Annotated in this window: 19 protein-coding genes; 6 read left to right on the top strand and 13 right to left on the bottom strand. The window is 66.7% G+C overall.

Annotated features, from left to right (window positions below; genetic code table 11):
* Positions 1-81 precede the first annotated feature (81 nt).
* Positions 82-825, top strand: a complete 744-nt coding sequence (locus BKE09_RS22080) for an SDR family oxidoreductase (RefSeq protein ID WP_075678119.1) — start codon at positions 82-84, stop codon at positions 823-825.
* A 132-nt stretch (positions 826-957) separates the two neighbouring features.
* On the opposite strand, the gene BKE09_RS22075 is transcribed toward BKE09_RS22080, so the two are convergent.
* From BKE09_RS22075 to BKE09_RS22065, 3 genes are read right to left on the bottom strand one after another with little or no spacing between them, the layout of a single operon-like run.
* Positions 958-4,035, bottom strand: a complete 3,078-nt coding sequence (locus tag BKE09_RS22075) for a CusA/CzcA family heavy metal efflux RND transporter (protein ID WP_075678117.1) — start codon at positions 4,033-4,035, stop codon at positions 958-960.
* Positions 4,032-5,204 (bottom strand): efflux RND transporter periplasmic adaptor subunit, encoded by a 1,173-nt coding sequence (locus BKE09_RS22070; protein WP_075678115.1) that lies wholly within the window; start codon positions 5,202-5,204, stop codon positions 4,032-4,034. Before BKE09_RS22070 ends, BKE09_RS22075 begins: the two co-directional genes overlap by 4 nt.
* Positions 5,201-6,448, bottom strand: a complete 1,248-nt coding sequence (locus tag BKE09_RS22065; protein WP_075678113.1) for a TolC family protein — start codon at positions 6,446-6,448, stop codon at positions 5,201-5,203. The genes BKE09_RS22070 and BKE09_RS22065 overlap by 4 nt, the downstream gene beginning before the upstream one ends.
* 62 nt (positions 6,449-6,510) lie before the next feature.
* Between BKE09_RS22065 and BKE09_RS22060 the strand changes: the two genes are divergently transcribed.
* Together BKE09_RS22060 and BKE09_RS22055 are read left to right on the top strand one after the other, a co-directional pair.
* Positions 6,511-7,185 (top strand): response regulator, encoded by a 675-nt coding sequence (locus tag BKE09_RS22060; RefSeq protein WP_075678111.1) that lies wholly within the window; start codon positions 6,511-6,513, stop codon positions 7,183-7,185.
* Complete coding sequence (locus BKE09_RS22055) at positions 7,178-8,554, top strand: sensor histidine kinase (RefSeq protein WP_075678109.1); 1,377 nt, start codon at positions 7,178-7,180, stop codon at positions 8,552-8,554. Before BKE09_RS22060 ends, BKE09_RS22055 begins: the two co-directional genes overlap by 8 nt.
* Positions 8,555-8,693: 139 nt before the next feature.
* On the opposite strand, the gene BKE09_RS22050 is transcribed toward BKE09_RS22055, so the two are convergent.
* Positions 8,694-11,045 carry a GH92 family glycosyl hydrolase gene (locus BKE09_RS22050; RefSeq protein WP_075678107.1) on the bottom strand — a complete coding sequence of 784 codons (2,352 nt, stop codon included), beginning with the start codon at positions 11,043-11,045 and terminating at the stop codon, positions 8,694-8,696.
* Positions 11,046-11,378: 333 nt separating this feature from the next.
* On the opposite strand from BKE09_RS22050, the gene BKE09_RS22045 reads away from it, so the two are divergent.
* Positions 11,379-13,613 carry an autotransporter outer membrane beta-barrel domain-containing protein gene (locus BKE09_RS22045; RefSeq protein ID WP_240502975.1) on the top strand — a complete coding sequence of 745 codons (2,235 nt, stop codon included), beginning with the start codon at positions 11,379-11,381 and terminating at the stop codon, positions 13,611-13,613.
* A gap of 138 nt (positions 13,614-13,751) precedes the next feature.
* Here the strand turns inward: BKE09_RS22045 and BKE09_RS22040 are convergent, their stop codons facing one another.
* Positions 13,752-14,168, bottom strand: a complete 417-nt coding sequence (locus BKE09_RS22040) for a host attachment family protein (RefSeq protein WP_075678105.1) — start codon at positions 14,166-14,168, stop codon at positions 13,752-13,754.
* A 182-nt stretch (positions 14,169-14,350) separates the two neighbouring features.
* Here BKE09_RS22040 and BKE09_RS23855 point away from each other — a divergent pair, with 182 nt between their 5' ends.
* Together BKE09_RS23855 and proP are read left to right on the top strand one after the other, a co-directional pair.
* Positions 14,351-14,479: a hypothetical protein gene (locus BKE09_RS23855; protein WP_259344776.1), complete on the top strand. Its 129-nt coding sequence runs from the start codon at positions 14,351-14,353 to the stop codon at positions 14,477-14,479.
* Positions 14,480-14,739: 260 nt separating this feature from the next.
* On the top strand, positions 14,740-16,227 hold the full coding sequence (gene proP / locus BKE09_RS22035) for a glycine betaine/L-proline transporter ProP (protein WP_075678103.1): 1,488 nt from the start codon (positions 14,740-14,742) through the stop codon (positions 16,225-16,227).
* A gap of 84 nt (positions 16,228-16,311) precedes the next feature.
* Here the strand turns inward: proP and BKE09_RS22030 are convergent, their stop codons facing one another.
* From BKE09_RS22030 to BKE09_RS21995, 8 genes are all read right to left on the bottom strand, one after another.
* Positions 16,312-16,929 carry a hypothetical protein gene (locus BKE09_RS22030; RefSeq protein WP_075678101.1) on the bottom strand — a complete coding sequence of 206 codons (618 nt, stop codon included), beginning with the start codon at positions 16,927-16,929 and terminating at the stop codon, positions 16,312-16,314.
* Positions 16,930-16,991: 62 nt separating this feature from the next.
* A complete protein-coding gene (locus BKE09_RS22025; protein WP_075678099.1) occupies positions 16,992-17,618 on the bottom strand; it encodes a hypothetical protein in 627 nt (208 codons plus the stop codon).
* Positions 17,619-17,621: 3 nt separating this feature from the next.
* A complete protein-coding gene (locus BKE09_RS22020; protein ID WP_014037381.1) occupies positions 17,622-17,963 on the bottom strand; it encodes a type II toxin-antitoxin system prevent-host-death family antitoxin in 342 nt (113 codons plus the stop codon).
* A 70-nt stretch (positions 17,964-18,033) separates the two neighbouring features.
* Positions 18,034-19,620, bottom strand: coding sequence for a PAS domain-containing protein (locus BKE09_RS22015; RefSeq protein WP_075678097.1), 1,587 nt, complete (start codon positions 19,618-19,620; stop codon positions 18,034-18,036).
* 9 nt (positions 19,621-19,629) lie between these two features.
* Positions 19,630-20,034, bottom strand: a complete 405-nt coding sequence (locus BKE09_RS22010) for a response regulator (protein WP_049447331.1) — start codon at positions 20,032-20,034, stop codon at positions 19,630-19,632.
* Positions 20,035-20,170: 136 nt separating this feature from the next.
* Positions 20,171-21,625: a porin family protein gene (locus BKE09_RS22005; RefSeq protein WP_075678095.1), complete on the bottom strand. Its 1,455-nt coding sequence runs from the start codon at positions 21,623-21,625 to the stop codon at positions 20,171-20,173.
* A 90-nt stretch (positions 21,626-21,715) separates the two neighbouring features.
* Positions 21,716-22,480: a Slam-dependent surface lipoprotein gene (locus BKE09_RS22000; RefSeq protein WP_075678093.1), complete on the bottom strand. Its 765-nt coding sequence runs from the start codon at positions 22,478-22,480 to the stop codon at positions 21,716-21,718.
* 59 nt (positions 22,481-22,539) lie between these two features.
* Positions 22,540-23,295, bottom strand: coding sequence for a Slam-dependent surface lipoprotein (locus BKE09_RS21995; RefSeq protein ID WP_075678091.1), 756 nt, complete (start codon positions 23,293-23,295; stop codon positions 22,540-22,542).
* Between the last annotated feature and the right edge of the window lie 14 nt (positions 23,296-23,309).

Genomic DNA, 23,309 nt, shown 5'->3' with positions numbered 1-23,309 from the left:
CGGATTATGCAGGATTATCCGAAGAGGCAATGTCGCGAAGATGGCCCTGCGCCACTCCGGCGCGCTCCGCTGGAATCGACCATGACCCTCTCCCCCGCCCGCTCTGTCGCCCTGGTCACCGGCGGTTCCCGTGGCATCGGCGCGGCCATCTCCCGCCGCCTGGCCGCCGATGGCCACGCGGTCGCCATCAACTATGCGGGGCGCCGCGACGACGCCGAGGCCTTGGCGGCCGAACTCAACGCAGCCGGTGCGCAGGCCATCGCGCTGCAGGCCGACGTGGCCGACCCGCAGGCGGTGCGGCAGCTGTTCGACGCCATCGAGGCCCGTTTCGGTGGCATCGACGTGGTGGTCAACAGTGCCGGCGTGCTGCAGCTGGCACCGCTGGCCGATACCGACGACGCCCTGTTCGAGCGGGTGATCGGCATCAACCTCAAGGGCGCCTTCAACGTGCTGCGCGAAAGTGCACGACGGGTACGCGACGGTGGCCGGCTGATCACCCTGTCGACCAGCGTGGTCGGCATCAGGCTGGAGAACTACAGCGTGTACGCGGCCAGCAAGGCAGCCGTGGAGACGATGGGCGCGATCCTCAGCAAGGAGCTGCGCGGGCGCAACATCACCGTGAATGCGGTAGCGCCCGGCCCGACCGCCACCGATCTTTTCCTGGACGGCAAGTCGCCCGAGCTGATCGAGCGGCTGGCGAAGATGAATCCTCTGGAGCGGCTGGGTACGCCGGAGGACATCGCCGGTGCGGTGGGGTTCCTGGCTGGAACGGACGGCGGGTGGATCAATGGCCAAGTGCTGCGCGCCAACGGCGGGATGGTATAGATCGCGCGGACGGCATCCACGCATGGCGTGGATCTACTGATCGCATCTACGCGGAGCGCGGGAACTCGGTAGCGCCGGGTCATGCCCGGCGGCCGGGTCGCATCCACGCATGGCGTGGATCTACCGTGCAGATCAGTCGGCCCGGGCCTCGCGGCGACGATGCACCCAGTAGTACAGCGTGGGCAATACCAGCAGGGTCAGCAGCATCGCCGACAGCAGGCCGCCGATCACCACCACCGCGAGCGGTTTCTGGGTCTCGGCACCGATCGCATGCGAGGTCGCCATCGGCAGCAGGCCGAACATCGCCAGCAGCGCGGTCATCAGCACCGTACGCAGGCGCTGCAGCGAGCCCTGCACCACCGACTGCAGCAGGTCCATGCCCTGCTCGCGCAGCTGCGCGAAGCGACTGAGCATCACCACGCCGTTCAGCACCGCCTGCCCGAACAAGGCAATGAAGCCGATGGCCGCCGACACCGACAGCGGAATGCCGGTCAGCCACAGGGCCAGGATGCCGCCGATCATCGCCAGGGGCACGTTGGCCAGGATCAGTGCGGCGCTGCTGATGTCCTTGAAGGCATCGAACAGCAGCACGAAGATGATCAGCACCGACAGCGGGATCACCCATCCCAGCCGTTTCATCGCACGCTGCTGGTTCTCGAACTCGCCGGACCACTCCAGCCGGTAGCCTTCCGGCAGCTGCACGCTGGCGTCCACGCGCTTGCGCATGTCGGCCACCACGCTGCCCATGTCGCGGCCGGCGATGAAGATGCTCACCGCCTTCACCCGCTGTGCGTTCTCGCGCGAGATGTTGATCGCGCCGCTGGCCATGCGGAAATCGGCCACGTCGGACAGTGTCACCGTGTGGCCATCGCCGATGCCCACTGGCACCGTGCGCAGCCGCTGCAGGTCGCGGTCGGCGTCGTCCAGGCGCAGCGTGATCGGGAACCTGCGGTCACCTTCCCACAGTTCACCGACCTGGCGCCCGCCCAGTGCGGTCTCGATCACCTCGTCGATGTCGCGCACATTTAGGCCGTAGCGTGCAGCACGGTCGCGGTCGATCTCGATCTGCAGCTGCGGCAATGAGCCGTCGCGGTCGATGAAGGCACTCTCCACGCCCTCCACGCCACGTACCTGGCCCAGAATCGCCTGCGCCTGCTGGTTGAGCACGTCCAGATCCGAGCCACTCACCTTGATCACCACCTGGCCCTTGATCTGCGAGATGCTCTCCAGGATGTTGTCGCGCACCGGCTGCGAGATCGAGAACTCCGGCCCTGGAATACGCTGCTCCAGCGTGCGCTGCAGATCACTGACCAGCTGCCGCTTGTCCACGCCCTTCGGCCATTCCTTCTCCGGCTTCAACGCCACCAGCGCTTCGATCTGGTTGGCACCCTTGGCATCGGAGCCGTCTTCCGGGCGCCCCAGCTTGGCCACCACCGTCGACACCTGCGGGAAGGTGCCGACCAGCTCACGGATGCGCCGCGACTGCTGCTGTGCTTCGGCCAGGCTGGTGCTGGGGTCGAGCGTGGCGGTCAGCCAGATCGATCCCTCGTCCAGCTCGGGCAGGAATTCCGAACCCAGGCGGGTACCCAGTGCCAGCGTGCCGACCAGCAACGCAACCGCGGTCAGCACCACCGCACGCGGGCGGGCCAGTGCGCGCTCCAGGATCGGCCGATACCAGCCAGTCAGGCGGTCCATCAGCGGATTGCCGTCGCGCATGCGGTCGCGGCGCAGCCACCAGTAGCAGAACAGTGGCACCACGGTCAGCGCCAGGATCAACGCACCGATCAATGCCGAGGTCACCGAGTACGCCATCGGCGCGAACATGCGGCCTTCCTGGCGCTGCAGGGTGAAGATCGGGATATGCGCGGCGATGATGATCAGCATCGAGAAGAACGTCGGCCGACCCACTTCCGATGCGGCCGAAAGAATGGTCGAGAACCGCGTCTTCCGATCGGCGGTGGGGGGCAGCTTCGACAATCGCGAGACGATGTGCTCTGTCACGATCACCGCGCCATCGATGATGATGCCGAAGTCCATCGCGCCCAGCGACAGCAGGTTGGCCGGTACACCCCACAGATGCAGGCCGAGGAAGGTCGACAGCAGCGCCAGCGGCATCATCGCCGCCACGATCAGCGCGGCACGGGCGTTGTACAGGAACAGCCACAGCACCAGGAACACCAGCACCGCGCCTTCCAGCAGGTTGCGGAAAACGGTCTTCAGCGTGGTCGAGACCAGCCACGAGCGGTCGTAGAACGGCTCGATGCTGACCCCGGCCGGCAGCTGGTTCGCCTGGATCTCGGCAATGCGCGCATGCAGGGCGTCGAGCACGTCGGACGGATTCTCGCCCTTGCGCATCAGCACCATGCCGAACACCGCATCGTCATTGTCGTCCTGGCCGACCAGGCCCTGCCGTGGCAGGCCGATATCGGCGATGCTGGCCAGGTCGCGCACCAGTATCGGCGTGCCACCACGCTGCGCCACCACCACGTTGCCGATGTCGGCCGGCGAACGCATCAGGCCCACGCCGCGGATCAGGAACTGCTGCTGGCCGCGCTCCACGTAGCCGCCGCCGGCGTTCGAGCTGCCCTTTTCCAGCGCCTCGGCGAACTCACCGAGGCTGATCCCGCGGTCACGCAGCTTGTCCAGGTCCGGCTTGACCTGGAAGGTGCGCGCGAAGCCGCCGAAGCTGATCACATCGGCCACGCCCGGCACGGTGCGCAGGCTGCGCTCCATCGTCCATTCCTGCACGGTGCGCAGCTGGGTCGGCGTCATGTGCGGGCCCTTGAGCACGTAACGGTAGATCTCGCCCACCGCCGAACTCATCGCCTCCAGCTCCGGGCTCACCCCTTCCGGCAGCTCCACGCCCTGCAGGCGCTCCAGCACCTGCTGGCGCGCGAAATAGTCATCGGCCTTGTCGTCGAAGGTCAGGATGATCATCGACAGGCCGAACTGCGTATGCGAGAACACCCGCACCGAATGCGGAATGCCGGACAGCGCCACTTCCAGCGGCATCGTCACTTCGCGTTCCACCTCTTCGGCGGCACGGCCCGGGTGCAGCGACACCACCGTCACCTGGGTGTCGGAGACGTCCGGGAAGGCCTCCACCGGCAGCACGCGGAACGCGGCGATACCGCCGCCGATGAACAACAGCAGCGCCAGCATCACCATCAGCGGCTGGCGCAGGCAATAGGCAATCAGGCGATCGATCATGGGGCGGCATGCCCCGTGCCGGTGCTGGCCGCTGCCGGCGCACTGTCGACCAGCTGCTGCAGCAGCAGGCCCCCTTCGACCACCACCCTGCTGCCCACGGGCAGGCCCTCACGTACCCACAGACGGCCGTCACCCAGCTCCTCGGCGTGCACGGCATGGCGCACGAAGCGGCCCTTGCCTTCCTCCACGAACACCACCTGCTTCCCATCGATCAGCAGCACTGCGGCATCAGGCAGCGAGACACCGCCCTCGGCCGGCAACGCCACCTGGGCGCGCACGTACTGCCCTGCCTTGAAGCCACGCGCACGGTTGTCCAGCTCGGCGCGCGCCTGCACCACGCGGCGTTCGCTGTCGACGAAGTCATCCACGTGCTGCAGGGTTGCCTGCAACGGCTGTCCATCGGCACCGGGCACGCTCACCTGCATGCCCGCCTTGAGCCGTCCCGCCAGGCTTTCGGGGATGTCCAGCAGCAACCACAGCCGGTCCGGATCGCCGATCACCGCCAATGGTTGTTCACTGTCGGGGCTGACCGACATGCCCGGGCTCATCCGCCGCTCCACCAGCACGCCATCGATGGGCGCGCGCAGCGGCAGGCGCTGGTCGACGTGCTGGCCATTGCCATAGGCCCTGGCGAAGGCGGTCGCGCGCGCATGATCGGCCTGGCTGCCCGCGAAGTTGGCCTCGGCTTCATCCAGCTCACGGCCGGAAGCCACGCCCGCGGCATGCAGTTCACGGGTACGGTCCAGCTCCTTGCGCGCCTGCTGCAGCTCGGCGCGGCCACGCACGCCCTCCGCCTGCGCCTGGCCGAACTCGGGCGAGGTGATCCAGGCGATCACCTGGCCGGCGTTCACTTTCTGCCCCGGCTGCGCCTCGATGCGCGCCACCTGCCCCGCCAGCGGCGTGCGCAGCGCGCTGGAGCGCGTCTCGTCCCAGACCACCCGGCCCGGCAGCTGCAGGCTGGCGCTGGCGCCGGCGGTCACCGCCTCGCTGCGCAGCACGTCCAGCTGGCGGCTGTCGGCGGGAAACTGGATCTGGCCGGCACTGACCTGGGGCGCGTCCTCGGCATAGGACGCCGGCTCGCGACCGCAGCCGCCCAGCAGGGCCAGCGCCAGCAAGGCCGGCAGCAGGGCGTGTCGCGCCCGCAGGCGACGGGCGACGGTGGACTTCATCGGGACTCTCCTTCAACAACGTATGTGGCCGCTTCCCAGCGCGCCAGGGCAATGGCATGGTCGGCACGCGCCTCAATCAGCGCGGCCTCGAAATCGCGCCAGCTGCGCCGCGCGTCGAGCAGATCGGTCAGGCTGGCGGCGCCACGGCGATAGGCCAATTCGATGCCCTGCACCGCCTTGCGTGCAGCGTCGGACTGCAGCCCCTCGTAGTCGCTGCGGCGCTGTGCGGCGGACTGCGCGCTGGCCTGCAGCTGATCCAGCTCGGCGCGTGCTTCGCGCTGCAGCACCTGCAATTCCAGCGCGGCGCTGTCGCGGTCGGCCTCGGCACGCTGGATCGCGCCGCGTGCGCGCGACGGGCCACCCAGTGGAATGGTCAACGACACACCCCAGGTGACACCGCTGATGTCGGTGGGCTCGCGCTCCGCCTCCACGCCCAGCTGGATGTCGCGATGGCGCTCGCTACGCGCCAGTGCCACGCCCGCGTCGGCGGCGGCCAGGCGCGAACGCGCCGCACGCAGGTCGGCGCGCTGCTGCGGATCGAACGCGCGCACATCGGCCACGCTGCTGGCATCCGGCCAGGGGTCATCGGCACTGAGGTCGCGCCTGTCATCGCTGCCGAGCAGCAGGCCCAGCGCATGCCGCGCATCGCGCAGATCCAGGTCCGCCTCGCGCGCCGCGTCGGCCACCGCCAGATCGTCCACCGCCAGCCGCGCGCGATCCACCGGCGCCATCGCCCCGGTGGCCACCTGCTTGTCGGCCGCCGCCATCTGTTCGACCGAACTCTGGCGGTTGGCGTCGGCAATCTGCGCCCGCTCCTGCGCACCCTTCAGGCCGAAATAGGCTTCATGCAGTGCCACCTGCTGGCGGCGCCGGGTATCGAGCATGTCCAGTCCAGCCACTTCCAGCAGCGCGTCCGCCTGGCGGATGCGCAATGCGCGCTTGCCGCCGCGCTCCCAGGTCCAGCCCAGGCCCAACGTGCTGTCCACCCGCTTGTCCTGCCAGCGCCCCGGGCCGATACCGTGCTTGGGGCTGATCTTGCTGGTGCCGATCGACAGCTCGGTGGCCGGGCGCAATGCCGCTGCCTGTGCATCGCCCTGCACCCCGCGCAGCTCCAGTGCCGCCGCGCGCAGGTCCGGGTTGTGCGCTTCCATTGCACGCTGCGCATCCGCCAGGGACAGCGCCGAAGCCGCAGGCGCGCACGAAAGGGCGGCCAGCAGGGCCGCAAGACGAGGGGAGAAATTCATGCACGTCACGGTAAGGTGACGCACTTGCGCCAAACTTGCCCCAACCTTGCACGAAGCTTGCAATGCGAATCCTGCTGATCGAAGACGACGCCGCCCTGGCCGATGGACTGATCCGCGCCCTGCAGGGTGCCGGCCATCTGTGCGACCACCTCTCGCGTGGGCTGCACGCGCCGGCTGCACTGGCCAGCGCGCCGTATGACATGATGGTGCTCGACCTTTCATTGCCCGACGTCGATGGCCTGGACCTGCTCTCGCGCCTGCGCAACGACGGCGTCACCCTGCCGGTGCTGATCCTGACCGCACGCGATGGTGTGGAGGACCGCATTCTTGGCCTGGACCGCGGTGGCGATGATTACCTGGCCAAGCCGTTCGCACTGGGTGAGCTGGAAGCCCGCCTGCGTGCACTGTCGCGCCGCCGCAGCGATGCACCTGCGCAGAAGCGATTGGGCCGCCTGTGCTTCGATAGCATCCGCAATGAAGCGCAGGTGGACGGCCAGCGCATCGAACTGACCGCCCGCGAGCTGTCGCTGGTCGAGGCACTGATGCAGCACCCCGGCCGCACCGTCACCAAGCAGCGCCTGTTCGACGCGCTGTACAGCTGGGATCACGAGGCCAACCTGTCGGTGATCGAAGTGCATGTCAGCCGCCTGCGCCGCAAGCTGGAGCAGGCGCGCGCCGGCGTCGGCATCCGCATGCTGCGTGGCCTGGGCTATCGGCTGGAGGCCGGCGGTGACTGAGCGCGTGCACAGCCTGCGTGGCCTGCTGCTGCGCCGCCTGTGGCTGCCGCTGCTGGTACTGCTGCTGTGCAGCGCAGTGGGTTCCTTCGCGCTGGCGCGCTTCTACGCCGGCCAGGTCTACGACCGCTGGCTGCTGGACTCGGCGATGTCGTTGTCCGAGCTGGTGAAGGTACAGGACGGGCGTGCCGCGATCGAGATCACCCCGGCGGTGTCGCGCATGTTCACCTGGGACACCGCCGACGAAGTGCACGGCGAGGTGGTGGATGCCGATGGCGGGCGACTGTATGGCGACCTGCCTGAAGCGCTGCCACGCCCCGCGGCCGGCCCTGCAGGTGATGACGATGCCGTCTACTACGATGCGCGCCTTCGTGGGCAAGCCGTGCGCATGGTGGAAGTGGTGGTCAGTGCCGGGCCGGGCCACGATATCCGGCTGCGCGTGGCCGAAACGCTGCGCAAGCGCCATCGCCTGGAACGCAAGCTGCTGCTGACCAGCATCCCGTTCCAGGCCGCGATCCTGGCGCTGGCCGCATGGTTGGCCTGGTCCGGTACCGGTGCCGCCGCACGGCATGCCAACCAGGTGGCGCGGCGCTTGGTCAGCCCGCGTCCGGACCCGCTGGCGCCACTGGAGCCCGCGCAGGAAGCCCCACGCGAGCTGTGGCCGGCGGTGGAGGCGTACAACGCACTACTGCAGCGACTGGACGCCATGCAGGCTGCGCAACGGCGCTTCGTCAGCAATGCCGCACACCAGCTGCGCACGCCGCTTGCGGCAATGCAGGTGGAGCTGGAAAGTTCATTGCGCCAGCATGATCCGCAGGCACAGCAGCTGGCGCTGTCCGGCACGCTGGCCGGGCTGGCGCGGCTGCAGCACCTGGTCAATCAGCTGCTGATGCTCAGCCGCTCCGAAGATCCCCATGGCAGCGCGCTGCCGCTGCAACCGCTGGACCTGGCTGCGCTGGCGCGTGGCGTGGTCGAGCGTTACGCCGATCGTGCGTTGGCGACGGGCGTGGACCTGGGTTACGACGGACCCGACGACGGCGTGCACGTACAGGGCGATCCACAGCTGCTGCGCGAGGCACTGGGCAATCTGCTGGACAACGCGCTGCGTTATGGCGCCGCGCCCGGTGTGATCACCCTCGGCGTTCGGCAGGAGAGCGACGGCGTACAGGTATGGGTGGACGATGATGGCGCCGGCATCGCCGAAGCCGAACGCGCGCGCGTCACGGAACGCTTCTACCGGGCCAGCAGCGAGGGCGACGGCTGCGGGCTGGGTCTGGCGATCGTGGCCGAGATCGCGCAGCGGCATGGTGCGGTGCTGGTGATTGATGGCGCGCCGATCGGTGGCGCGCGGGTGGGGTTGCGGTTCCGCTGACCTTTGTCGAATTGCCCTCGTAGAGCCGAGCCTATGCTCGGCTGCTCCTGACACGATGCCTGAGCCGAGCATGGGCTCGGCTCTACAGGTTCCAGGTCAGCCGTGTAGCGTGCCAACCAAGGTTGGCACCTACCCATCATCACCGGCTCATCGAATACGGCGCCTGCGCGCCCTGCCCCGGCCATGCCTTGTTCGGCTCGGCCTGCATGCTGAAGCGCAGCTCGCCACCGGCCAGGATCTCGTCATGGCGCAGGAAGGTGCGCTGCAACGGCTTGCCGTTGAGGCTCACGCTGCCCACATAGGTGTGCTTGTCATCCAGCCCGTCGGCCACGATGGTGAAGGTCTTGCCGTTCGGCAGTCGCATCGCGGTCTTCGGCAGGAACGGACGACCCAGGATGTACTCGCCCGAACCCGGTGCCACCGGGTAGAAGCCCAACGCGGTGAACACGTACCACGCCGACATCTGGCCGACGTCATCGTTGCCGGCCAGGCCATCGGGGCGGTCGGCATACTGGGTATCCATGATCTGCTTCAGGCGCGCCTGCGTGCGCCACGGCTGGCCGGCGTACGAATACAGGTAGGCCACGTGGTGGCTGGGCTCGTTGCCATGCGCATACCAGCCGATCAGGCCGGTGATGTCTTCCATGTGCTCGAAGATGGACGGATCGACCTTGGCGTTGAACACCTCGTCCAGGCGCGCGAGCAGCTTGTCACTGCCACCGTGCGCTGCCGCCAGGCCGGCCACATCCTGCGGCACGTACCATGAGTACTGCCAGGCGTTGCCCTCGGTGTAGTCGGTGCCGTAACCACTGGCACTGGGATCGAACGGCGTGCGGAAACTGCCATCACGCTTGCGCGCACGCATGAAGCCGGTGTCCTTGTCGAAGGCATTGCGCCAGTTGCCGGCGCGCTTGTCGAAGGTGGCCGCGATATCGGTCTTGCCCATGGCCTGCGCCATGCGTGCGATGGTCCAGTCATCGAAGGCATATTCCAGCGTCTTGCTGGCCGCTTCGCCTTCCTCGTCGATCGGCACGTAGCCCAGCTCACGGTACTGCGCGATGCCATCGTACGGGCCGTAGTTGGCAGTCTCGACCATTGCCTTCAGCGCCTTGTCGGCGTCGAAGCCGCGGATGCCCTTCACGTAGGCGTCGGCGATCACCGGCACCGCGTGGTAGCCGATCATGCACCAGTCTTCCAGGCCATGGAACGACCACACGGGCAGCATGCCGTAAGGGCTGTGCTCATGGTGGGCCAGCATCGAATTGACGAAGTCGCTGTTGCGCTTCTCCGGCTGCACCAGCGTCAACAACGGGTGCAACGCACGGTAGGTGTCCCACAGCGAGAACGTAGAATAGTTCGTGAAACCATCGGCTTTGTGCACCGCGTTGTCCGAACCGCGGTACTGGCCATCGGCATCCATGAACAACGTCGGCCCCAGCATCGTGTGGTACAGCGCGGTATAGGCGCTGCGTCGCGCATGTTCCGGCGCATCGATATCGAGCACCGACAGCGCCTGCGTCCATTCCTGCTTTGCCTGCGCACGCACACGGTCAAAATCGAAGTCAGCCACTTCCGCGTCGAGGTTGGCGATGGCACCGGCTTCGCTGACCGGCGAGATCGCCACCTTGACCACCAGTGGTGCGTCCAGCTTGCCGAGTGCGAAGGTACCGACCAGCTGGCGGCCTTCGATCTGCGCACGCTGCGCGGGATCCTTCTCACCCGGCGGGGGGAAGCCCTTGTAGACGATGTCCTGCTCGGTGTTGTGCAGCTCGTGCCCGGTCAACGGGCGCGAGAAACGCATCGCGAAATACAGCTGGCGGCCCGGCGCCCAGCCGCGCGTCTCACGGAAGCCGGTCACCGTACCGTCGGCGCGCACCCGCACCCGCGACCACAGCACCTTGCCCGGGTAGTCGTACATGCTGGTGCGCATGTCCAGCAGCACCTTGGCGTCGGTGCCCTTGGGGAACGCGTAGCGATGCACGCCCACGCGGGTACTGGTGGTCAGCTCGGCGCGCACCTTGTAGTCATCCAGGGTGACCGCGTAGTAGCCCGGCTCGGCCTTCTCGTCGGCGTGGCGGAAGCGCGAGGCGTATCCGCTGCGCGGCTTCTCCGGATCGCCCCGCTCCAGGCCGGGATTGCCGGTGAACGGCATCAGCAGGATGTCGCCCAGGTCCGAATGACCGGTGCCGGAAAAATGCGTATGCGAGAAGCCAACGATGCTGCTGTCGTCATAGCGATAACCGGCCGCCCAGCCATAGGCCTTTTCGCGCGGCTGGATGCGTGTGTCCGGGCTGAGCTGGACCATGCCGAACGGCACCGTCGCGCCCGGGTAGGTGTGGCCCTCGCCACCGGTTCCGATGAAGGGATCGACTGCGGCGTAGGCGCGCTCGGCAGCGGTTTTCGGCGGGGCCGCCAAGGCGGCACCGGAGGCAAGCACGGCGGTAGCGGCGAAGGCGATCAGGAGGCGACGGTCCAGCATGGGCATCGGCATTTGGATCGATTCAGGTGGTGGCCAGAGAGTAGCACCGGGCCTGCCCTGTCGCATGCTGCAGTGCAGAGGCACATAGGATCGCAGGATCGCCAGTAGCGCGAAGCATTAGTGGCCTGTCATGGCCCTCCCCCGAAATCGGCTCTCGACAATCTGATGTGAGCCACTCAAGATACCTGCTCTTCGAACGGACTCGAATCCATGGCCACTCGCACCCATGCTCCGATTTCATGCTTGCGTTGCTCTACACAGCGAGCGGCACTGACATCCGCACTCTCACTCTGTCTGGCACTGCCAGCTTTCGCGGGGAACCTCACCGGAGGGGCAAGCCATACAGTGACGAACTCGGATGTCAAGGAAGACTGGCTGATCGAGCAGGCGTCACACCTAACGCTGGCCCCTGGGGCTTCAGCGGGTTCTGTCAGCCTGTTCGGCCAGAGTACCTTGGTCGCCACCGACGCTTCTCTTTCCGGCTCGACCGGAAGCGTGCTTCTGCAACTTGTCAATTCGAACGCAACGCTCACCAGGACTACGGTGAAGAACGCCTCCGGCATTGGCCTATCGCTTGGTGCAGACACGGCGATTACGACGCTTCCTCCATCGCGGCTTAGCATTGACACCGGCAACATCGAGGGCGCAGGCACTGCCGTTCATGTCAGCAACGGTGGCCACGTTGTAGCCTCCAACACAAAGTTCGTTGCGACATTCGACAGATCACGCCCCGCCGCTGATGACAACGGCACTGCGCTTCATCTCGAAAAGGCTGACGTGCACCTGAGTGACTCTGCCTTGCGCGGCGATCTGAATGGCGTACTCATCGCATCCAGGGAAACCACACGCACTGATGTACCCACGGTCTTCTGGGCTTATCAGACACGCATTGAGGGCACGAGCGGCAGTTCCATCGTAGTCGCCCCTTCGCCTGACATCCTGGGCAATTCCCTTATCCTGCGCAAAGTTGATCTGATCGCCGGCAACGGCATCCTCATCGATGTTCAAGCCAACTCATCGCCCCGTGCCTCGGGCGCATCTACGGCCATCTCGATTGGCGAAAGCAATCTTGCCGGTGATATTCGCGTGGCCCCCGGCGAGACTGCCACGGTGACACTCAGGGACGTCACTACGCTGCGTGGCGACATATCCGGAGACGTCGCACTGTACATGGAGGCTGGCGGCTCCTGGCAACTCGCACGCAGCGCACGTATTTCAGGCCTCAACTTCTACGGACGAAATACGGTCGAACTGGGCGCGGGAGGCGACTTTCATACCCTGGACGTCAAAGGGGACTTCCAGGGCAGAATCAGCTCGCTGGGCAGCATCGGAACCATCGTCTTCAACACTGCATTGGCTGGCGACGACTCACCGACTGATCGACTCATCATCGGCGGATCCACAACCGGCAGCGCCAACGTGGAGGTGAGAAACGTCGGCGGCGGCGGTGCTCAGACCAGCAAGGGCATAGAGCTCATAACTGTAAGGGGTACTTCGGCGGCCACCTTCAACCTGCTCGGGCGTACCGTGGCCGGGCAGTACGAATACTTCCTGCATAAGGGGAACGGTACCGACGGGAACTGGTACCTCCGCTCGCAGCTGCCCGTCCAACCCGAGCCCTGCGAATTGGATCCCAGTCTTCCACAATGCAATCCCCAACAGGTGTTGCGCCCAGAGGTCGGTGCATATCTGTCCAATCTGCAGGCCGCACAGACCCTCTTCCGCTCTGGTTACCACGATCGGCATGCCGGGCAGAACGCGGGCCGGGCATGGGTCCGTGCCAGTGGATCCCGACAGGGCTTCGACGCTATTGCGCGTCAACTGGATATCCGCGGGAACAGTCAATCGCTGACGGTAGGTACCGATGTATGGCGTGCCGACGCCGGCAGCATCGGCGTGCAGTTGTCGGCTGGCAACGCCACCAGCACCTCCACCAATGAACTTAGTGGCTACTACGCACGCGGCAAGGTCAAGGGAGAAATGCTGGGCCTTTACGGCACCTGGCGCCGCAGTGAAAGTGACGAGCCGTATGCTGGCTTCTACGTGGATGGTTCGCTGCAGCGGGCTCAGTTCCGCAATCGCGTGGAGGGCATCGGCCTGGACACCGAGCGGTATGAAGCTCGCGCGTGGCAGAGCGCCATTGAGTCCGGCTACACGTTCCGCATTGCTGGTAACGACAGCCGCAGCGTCTATCTGGAACCGTCGCTGCAGATTGGATACAACCGATGGGACAATGAAGGCCACACCGAAGCAAACGGAACTGTGGTGAGGACACTTGGCGCCAACGGCGTGTTCGGTCATGTGGGGCTACGCCTATCCGGGGTAACCCGCTGGGGCGGTGCCGCTGCCGTGGTACAGCCCTACATCGCTGCCAATTGGCTTCATGACCGAGCAAGATCTCAGATTCTGATGGGCGACGAACTGGCAAACGCCCGTATTCCTCGCAGTCGCGGCGAAATCACTGCAGGTGCTTCCATGAAGTTCGCCAGCGGCATCGGCGCCTGGGCAGGTATGACGGTGCAGAAGAGCGGCGGCTATCACCAGACCAGTGCGCAACTCGGCATCAATTACACCTGGTAGCAGGTGGCGCCATCTGACCTGCGGCCGCATCAACGCGGCCGCAGCGCCGCTGCAGGGTCTAAACACCCCCGCCATCGAACTAACGAGGGCATGGCCCTTTCGACGCCGCGCCGAGTGCCGTTTTGATGTTCCAAGAATCTACGCCGCCAGCATCTTCTGGATATCCGCCAACGGTGCGTTGGTCAGGTCCTTGGCGATATCACCGAGCAGGCGCGCCTGCACTTCCTTGTGCAGCAGCGGCCGGATGCGCCCCAGCGTGGTCGGGTCGGCCACCAGCACCAGGTGCGCATAGCGGTTGTTCAGTGCATCTTCGTTGAGCTGCTCGGCCACCTGCTTGGCGAACGTCGCTTCGTTGAGCTGGGAGATGGACATGTCCTTGGGCACCGCACCGGCCGGCCCCTGCCCGGAGACACCCTGTTCGCTGATGTCCTGCAGGCGCAGTTCGCCTTCCTGCTTCAGGGCCAGCTGATGTTCGCTGCCGACGTTGGTGAACACGCGGGCCGAACCACCGTCGGCGACGATGATCAGCGTACCTTCGGGAATGCGACGGGTCATGCGATGCTCCTTCTCGATTGCGTTCACCCCCACCGTAGACAGCGTTGCGTGAGCGGCGCGACCAGAGTTCGTTCAACGCATGTCATCGCATTGCATTCGCAGATGAACAGGCGCGATGGAACACAGCGTGCAGATCAGCCCGCTTCTCTGCATGCTCACGCCGATGCCGTTATGATGAACGGATGATCGACACGACCCACTACGTGACGGGCGCACCTGTTACGTGGGAAGCACTGCCGACCGGCGCTTCGCTTGCCACGATTGCTCCCGCCCTGCCCTTCCATCGCCTCGCGCTGGATCCCGGCGGATGACGCCCGCAGGCCCTCGGCCTGCACTCCCCACGCTGCTGTGACCCCCGGCCGCTGACTTCGCGGCCGCTGTGATTGCGTTGCCGCGTTTCCGCCCCTGCGGCGGTGCTTTGCCGTGCGCGTGGCGTTGCGCCTGCACACCTTCCCCGGCCCCCACGCCGCCTTCCGATGCCCCTGCGCCGCTTGCGCCTGCATCGCCGTTTCCGATTTCCGGGACCTGTCTCACCGCTCATTTCCCCACTTCTACCCACAAGGGAGCCCCCATGCAGGACACCCCCGATGCACATGCCCATTTCGGCTGGTTCAAACGCCGCCGCCACCTGAAGGTCGATGAGATCACCGTCGTCGACAAGCCCATGCTCAAGCGCGCCGTCGGCGCCGCCGCCCTCGGCAATGCCATGGAGTGGTTCGACTTCGGTGTCTACGGCTATCTCGCCGTCACCATCGGCCAGGTGTTCTTCCCGTCCAGCAATCCCACCGCACAGGTGATCGCGGCCTTCGCCACCTTCACCGTGGCATTCCTGGTGCGCCCCCTGGGCGGCCTGGTGTTCGGCCCGCTGGGTGATCGCTATGGCCGCCAGAAAGTGCTGGCGTTCACCATGATCCTGATGGCGCTGGGCACCTTCTCGATCGGCCTGATTCCCGCCTACGAACGCATCGGCATCTGGGCGCCGGTGCTGTTGCTGCTGGCGCGCGTGGTGCAGGGTTTCTCCACCGGTGGCGAGTACGGCGGCGCGGCCACCTTCATCGCCGAGTATTCCACCGACCGCAACCGCGGCCTGATGGGCAGCTGGCTGGAGTTCGGCACGCTGGGCGGCTACATCGCCGGCGCCGGTACCGTCACCGCACTGCACATGCTGTTGAGCAGCGAGCAGATGCTGGACTGGGGCTGGCGCATTCCGTTCCTGGTGGCCGGCCCGCTGGGCCTGCTCGGCCTGTACATGCGCATGAAACTGGAGGAAACCCCGGCATTCCGTGCCTTCGCCGAGGAAGCCGAGAAGCGCGAGCACGACCGGCCCGGGCTGGGCGCGCTGTTCCAGGTACACGGCCGACAGCTGCTGGTGTGCATGGGCCTGGTGCTGGTGTTCAACGTCACCGATTACATGCTGCTGACCTACATGCCCAGCTACCTCAGCGTCACCATGGGCTATGCAGAGAGCAAGGGCCTGCTGCTGATCATCATCGTGATGCTGGTGATGATGCCGCTGAACATCGTCGGCGGATTGTTCAGTGACAAGCTTGGCCGCCGCCCGATGATCATCGGTGCCTGCATCGCGCTGCTGGTGCTGGCGGTGCCGTGCCTGCTGCTGGTCGGCAGCGGCAATGACGGACTGATCTTCCTCGGCCTGATGCTGCTGGGGTTGGCGCTGGTGTGCTTCACCAGTTCGATGCCGTCCACGCTGCCGGCGCTGTTCTACACCCCGGTGCGCTACAGCGCGCTGTCGATCGCCTTCAATGTGTCGGTGTCGCTGTTCGGTGGCACCACGCCGCTGGTGACCGCGTGGCTGGTGGAGCGTACCGGCGACCCGCTGGTGCCGGCCTATTACCTGATGGGCGCGGCGGTGATCGGCCTGGTGACCATGCTGTTCGTGAAGGAAACCGCCGGCCTGCCGCTGCGCGGTTCACCGCCGGCCGTCGGCAGCGACAAGGAAGCCGCTGCGCTGTTGAAGAGCGATGTGCCGGTGACGGTGGACCCGACCCTGCCGCCGCTGCCGGACGTTACGGAGCCCGAGCAGGTGAAGCCGGCCTGAGGCTGGGCGCGAAACGCCATCCACATTTGGCGTGGACCTACTGGGCCAGTGGCGCCGGGCGGATACGCCCGGCGCTGCCTGGCGTTACGTCTTGATGCGGGTCAACTTCCCCGGCGTCCAGCGCAGCGTCCAGGTGTAGTTTCCGTCCGGCGGACAGACGTGGCGGAAATCGCGGGGAATTTCGCAGACCGTTGCGCCCGCGGTAACGGTGAAGGCAACGATGATCCGGTTGCCATCGATTCGGATCGACTGCGCCGCGCCCGGAATCTGGATGCCGGCATCATCGCCATAGCCATACCTGCGGATGGCGGCATAGTCCTCTGCTTCCACCGGTGACAGGCTCTTCGGGTTCTCCTGGCCGCGCGGATCGTTTGCCGTCAGCGCCGTCATCACCGCCACCACATTGCGTTGCGCGAAGCTGCCACCTGTGTAGGTGGACGTGTAGAAGTACACAACTTCGGAACGACCATCACCATCGAGATCGGCAACTCCCGTCCATACCGGGCGGAAGTCCGATTCGATATCGTCGCCGGGAATCAGCCGCAAGTTGGCTTCGGCGGCGTGGAAGGCCTGTACCAGGCTGGGTGGCGGCACCGTGCGCTTGACGGCCGGCTGTCCGGCCATCGCCGGCAGGCTGGACAGCGCCAGCGCAGCAAGCACCAGGCAGATCGAAGTGGAGCGGAACGTCGCAGGTCCGTGCATGTCATCCTCCTTGAATGTACGGTCAGTCTAGCCGCAGCCAAGGCATCCATGCAGGCGTGGCTCTAGCGTGGGGTGTTCAACTCCATCGCACGCATCACGATGGGCTTGGCCCAGCCCGGCGTGTGCAGCAGGTCGGCTACCGCAACCGGGTACTGCAGTTCACCCGCGGCCATGGCCAATACCGGCAGCGGCACCACGCCGCCCTGCGCGTCGGCCGGTGCGCTGTTGTCGTAGACATGCAGCTCGGCCAGGTACGGCAGCAGCTCCAGCAGGTTCGCGCGCGCGGAATCGAAACGCGCGTGGATCTTCTCCACCGGGATATCGTGGCCACCGGCGGCCACTCGCGCGGCGACACGGGCGACATGCAGCTCGACATTGGCCAGGCCGCAGAACCAGATCGCCACCTGATGCCGTTCGCAGGCCTCACGCAGCAGGCGCGGAATGGTATTGCCGCCGAGTGTGGTCTCGAAGGCGAAGTCGGTGCCCTCGGCCATGGCCTGGCGCAGGCGTCGGGTGCCTTCCTGCCAGGCCTCGGCGTTGGCCTCCGGCAATGGCCAGCCGGCATCGACCAGGCGGCGGGTGAAGGAATCCGGGTTGAACCAGCTCAGCCCTTCGGCGTCCAGCCAGGTGCCCAGCAACGAACTCTTGCCAGCGCCATTGACACCGGCCAACGCCAGGATGCGTCCCATCGATCAGAGCGGACGGCCGAGGGTGACCTTGCGGCCGCGCCGGATCGGCTGGCCCAGCACCTTGCCCAGCCCTTCCCCACGCTGCAGCCCGGCCAGGGTCTGGTCAAACTCGCTGCGCAGGCGCTGCAGTTCCTCGTTGCGCTCACCGGCATCACCGCCAGCGGCCTTGGCCAGCAGTTCCTGGTAGGTGCGGATGTCCACGATCACCGCTTCCGGGTGATTGTGGTTGGTGATGACCAGCGCCTGCTTTTCGCGCACCGTGCGCATCAGGCTCGGCCAGCCCCGGGTCTTCACCGACGAGGCCGGGGCCTTCTCGAGGCCAGGCAGATCCAGCGGCAGGGTCATGGCACGGCTCCAGGCAGGGTGGATGAGCACCACTATACCCAAATTGGCCAAATTGGAGATAAATCCCCTTTTATCGCAGGGGCCCAGCGTCCGGGGCGTCGGTCTGCAGCAGGCTGTCGCGCTCGCGCAGCGGGAAGCGGATCCAGGCATCCAGCCCTTGCGGGCCAAAGCGCAGCTCGCCACTACCCGCCAGTTCATAGGGCACCCGCTGCTCGATCAGGACCCGGCCCAGGCCGCGCTGGCGCGGCATCTCCCAGCCCTCCACCTCGGCATGGCGCTCGCACCAGTGCAGGCCCAGCCACGGCTGCCCGTCCTGCACCTGCAGGTGCCAGCAGACGTCGATCCGGCCATCCTCGTGGGTGAGCGCGCCATGCCGGAGCGCGTTGGTGGCCAGCTCATGGATGGCCAGCGACAGCACTTCGGCCGCCTTCGGTGGCAACAGCACATCCTCACCCTGCAGGTGATAGGCGGCCGCCGCCGGTGTCTGTGCCGCGATCTCCTCGTCGAGCATGCCGCGCAGGCAGACTCCTACATTGGCGCCGCGGGTCAACAGGCTCTGCGTGCGCGCCAGTGACATCAACCGCGCACACAGGCGCTCGGCGTACTCGTCCACGCTACCGACCGATACGCGGGTGCGCCAGGCAATGGCATGGATGGTGGACATGATGTTGCGGACCCGATGCTGCAGCTCGGCCAGCAGCACCGACTGGCGCTCGGTGGCGCGCTTGAGGTCGTCGATGTCCACGGCGATCGCGAACACGCCACTCACCTCGCCCTCGGCATCGCGCAGCGGTGCGGCCGCCACACGCGTCCAGCGAGCGCGACCGTCGTCGTGCAGATACTGGAACTCCAGCCCGGGCACCACGGTTTCGCCGCGCATCGCGCGGGCGATGGCGAAGTCCTCGGGCCCGATGGCCGAACCGTCCGCATGCCAGCCACGCCAGCGATGCAGGTTCTCCGCATCGGTCGAGGGCACCTTGCCACTGGGCAGGTAGGCGCGCATCTGGTCGTTGGACAGCAGCATGCGGCCCTCCAGATCAACGATGCACAGTCCCACCGGCAGCATCCTGAAGGCCAGCTCCAGGCGCCGTTCGCTCTCGCGCCGCCGCTGTTCCTCGCGCTCGCGCGCGGCCAGCGCCAGATGCGCGGCGGTGGTCTCGAACATCGTCACCAGCACGCCATTGATGCGCCCTTCCTCGCCGCGTATCGGGCTGTAGGTGATGGTGAACCAGATGTCTTCCAGCCGTCCCCGCCGGACCAGCGGATACAGCTTGTCCTCGAAGGTGAGTGTCTCGCCCTGCCAGACGCGGGTGTAGAGCGGCCCGTTGATGTGCCAGACCTCGGGCCAGCACTCGCGGGTCGGCTGGCCGAGTCCAGCGGGATGCTTGTCGGCCAGGACCTCGGCATAGCCATCGTTGTAGAGCTGCACCAGCTGTTCGCCCCACAGCACGATCATCGGGAAGCCATGGGCCAGCATCAGGTCGACGGTGGCGCGCAGGTGCGGCGGCCATCGTTCAATCGCGCCCAACGGGGTGGACGCCCAGTCATGGCGTGCGATGCGGGCGGCCATGCCGTCGAGGCGCGCCTGCAGGCGGGGCGCTGGCGGCATGGAACCCCGCGAGGCGGCGGACTGGAGGCCTTCGATGCGGCGCGACATGCCGCGCAATCAGGCGATGCCCGCAGGGGCCTGCGGCGTCGCCACCAGCCCCGCCAGCTGCTGGACCAGGGCCTCGATGTGATAGGGCTTGGTGCAGCGGGGCGCGCTGGCGAAGCGGCTGGGCAGGTTGTCGTCGTAGCCGGAGGTCAGCATGAACGGGGTGCCCGCCTCGGCCAGGCGATCGGCCAGCGGGTACACCTGTTCACCGCCCAGGTTGATGTCCAGCAGGGCCACATCAATGGGGTTGTCATCCAGCAGCCGCCCCAGCGCCTGCAGGTCTCCGGCCGGCCCCACCACCTGCGCGCCCTTCAGCTCCAGGTAGTCCACCAGGAACATCGCGATGGCGAATTCATCCTCCGCCACCAGCACCCTCAGCCCTTTCAGGCCCTCTGGTTTATTGCCCGCTTCCAGCACGACCGGCGCTCCTCGATACACGCGGCCCACCTCTGCCGCAACGCCCGCAGGATGCGCGAACCGGGCTACAAGGGCGCGTGATGATCGATGAAGATCGCCGCCACGGCGCATTCACTCCGGCATTGCAGCGGCGCGTTCAGAACGCACGCTCCCATTTCAGGCTGAGCAGGCTGCGGTCGTGGCTGTACAGCCAGCCGACGTTGCTGTCGATGCGGGCGTAGCGCAGGCTCAGGCTGGGCACCAGCCCGGCCACTGCCAGCCGCTCGCTGCGCACGATGGCGATCAGGTTCTGTTCGTCGTCCTGCCTGCGCGCCTCCAGCAATGGACTCCAGGCGTCGTAGTCGCGATGGCGCAGCGACACGAATACGGTGGCCGAGGTGCCACTCCACTGCCGTGCCGCGCCCAGCCGCAGGCCGCGCTGGCGGTAGCCGTTGGCCGGGTCGGCTGCGCTGCTGTCGGTGACATCCAGCCCGGCGAAGACCGTCCAGCGCGGATTGAGCGCGCGGAACCAGGTGGCATACAGCGACGCCAGCTCGCCGTCGTAGTTGCTGGCCAGGCCCTGCTGGCGATACCGCTGGCGCTTCCAGTCAGCCTCCAGCTTGAGCAGGCTGCGTGCATCCTGGGCGTACTGCCATTCCCCGTGCACGCCACTGCCGCCCTGCAGCGCATGGTTGCCCAGGCCCTGGTAGTCATAGCTGGGAGCCAGCATCACGGTCTGCCGTGCACTACGCCAGCTGTAACCCGCCTGCACGTTGGCATTGAGCTCGTTGTAGGCACTGTGCCCGCGCCATGCCTGACCGAAGGCGAGACCGCGCACGTACAGACCATGATGCCCGCCGAGCACCCAGCGCCGTTCCAGGCTGGCGTCGTAGTCGAGGCCCGCCGCGCGCTGGGCGTCGGGCAGTTTCCGTTCGATGATGCAGGCGTCGCCCACGCCGAACAGGCAGGTGCGGCTGGCCGAGCTGCGGTTGATGTTGTCACTCCATGCCGGGCCGGCCGACAGCGCGCCTTTCCAGCGCTGGCGCGCCTGCAGGGCAGCCAGGTAGCCGTCCACGCGCGCGCGGACGCCGGCCGTGGCCGGATCATCGGCATTGATGCCCGCAGCGATGGCCGTGAACAACGCGACCGCATCGCGATCGCGCTGGTCTTCCGCATAGACACGCGCCAGTTCGAGGCGGGCCGGCAGGAAATCCGGCTGCGCCGCCAGCAGCGCTTCGTACTCCGTCGCCGCGCGACGATGGTCGCCGGCCACCCGCGCCAGCGCCCCCTGTGCATAGTGGCGCAGCAGCGGGTCATGCCCCGGCAGTTCGATGTACTCCGCGAGAAACGCAGCGGCGGCCTGCCATTGCTGATGCTGCAGTGACAGGTACAGCGCCTGGCCCAGATCATCGACCGTGCGCTCCACGCGCAGGGTCTGGCCGTCGATGGTGATGGTCGGCCGCTCCGACTCGGCCTGCTGCAGGCGCTGCTGGTCCTGCTGCTGGTGGCGCAGTTCGGTGCCCTGTTCAAGCACGCGTCGAAGATCGTCCTGCTGGGCGCGCACATCAGCGGCGGCCAACAGCAATACGACAAGGAAAATGGAATGGTGCATGGTCGATCCGTGGTGGTGCATGCCGCGGGCCGAAGCAGGGACTGGCGGATCGCGGCTTGTCCCTGCCCTGCCCCGTCAGGGGCGTGGCGATCAGTTCTTGCTGCCGCCGAAGGCGGTGTCGTACTGGCTGTTGCCGGCGAACGTGGCGATACCGGCCAGGGTGGCGGCGTTGGCGCCGAAGAACTGGCCCTGGGTGGTGCCGGCAACGCTGCCGTTGGCGGTGGCCGAACCGGCGAACGACGCATTGGCGCTGTTGATGTTGGCATTGACGTTGATCGCCAGGCCGCCACCGGTCAGGCCGCCGAGCAGCTTGCCGCTGCCGAAGTCCGCACGGAAGGTGCCGGACAGCAGGTTGCTGCCGTTGAACTTGTTCAGGCCCGCAACGCTGTAGGTGGCGACACCGGCCGGCAGCGTGGTGCCGGCACGGTCACCGACGAAGTAGACCTGGCGGTTGTTGAAGCCACCGGCGGCGCCATCCTTGGACCATTCGCCGAACCACACGTCACCACTGCCAACCTTGACGAAGTTGAAGTGGCCCATGCCGGAATGGCTGCCCGGGGTACCGGTGATCGGCATGGCCAGGGTGCGCACGGTGACGCCGTTGACGGTGGTCGGGGCCGAGTAGGCCGCTAGCCCCTGGAAATCGACCGGCTTGGCATTGGACACGGTACCGACGCCGATACCGGCCTTGCCGGCCGAGTGCGGGCCGCCGTTGACTTCCGACGCACCGACCTTGACGTACAGCTGCGCATCGGTCGCCGGGCTGGCAGCGCCGACGATGTCGGCTGCCTGCGCGGTACCGGCCAGGGCCAGCGCAGCGGCGACGGCCAGCAGGGAACGGTTGATCATTTTCATGGTATTGCTCCTTGGATTGAGGGAACTACGGGTACAACACGAAAAGGAACGGCGGCGGATCAGTTGCGCTGACCACCGAAGGACGTATCGAACTGGCTGTTGCCGGCGAAGGTGGCGATGCCGGTCACGGCACTGGCACCGGCGCCGAAGAACTGGCCGCTGCTGGTACCGATGATCGAACCATTGGCAACGGCCGATCCGCTGAATGCACCGGTGGCACGATCCAGCGTGGCGCTCGCGGCGAGCCTGTATCCGGTGCCGACCAGGCCGGCGGTGACGGTGCCGGTATCGAAATTGGCCCGCAGTGCACCTTCCAGCACGCCGCTGCCATCGAAGCGGTTGATGCCGGCCAGGGTGTAGGTGACGACGCCGGCCGGCAGCGAAGTACCGGCACGGTCACCGACGAAGAACACCTGGCGGTGATTGAAGCCCGCCTGCGCGCCGCTGGATGACCATTCACCGAACCAGACATCTGCATTGCCCACCTGCACGAAGCTGAAGTGGCCCACGCCAGCGGTGGGGAACGGCAGGCCTGCGTCCGGGCCCAGCGTGCGGACCGTGGTTGCGCCACGCACCACCGTGGTGGCGTAGGGCAGCAGGCTGGCCACGTCCACCCGCGCCGCGTTGGCATACGGCCCCAGCGAAACGCCTGCGCGACCGGAACGGTGCGGACCGGCATTGAGTGTCGATTCGCCTGCGTTGATGTAATGGACGCCGTCCTGGGCCGGGCTCTGCCCGCCCGCGATGTCGGCCGCCATGACCGGCATGGAAGCCAGCAGGCAGATCAAAACTACAAGGGTGCGGTGCTGTTTCATGGATGATTCTCCCT

Origin of the sequence: Stenotrophomonas sp. TD3 (genome assembly GCF_001939825.1) — a bacterium.
Taxonomy (GTDB): domain Bacteria; phylum Pseudomonadota; class Gammaproteobacteria; order Xanthomonadales; family Xanthomonadaceae; genus Stenotrophomonas.
This window is presented reverse-complemented; position numbering and strand designations above follow the sequence as displayed.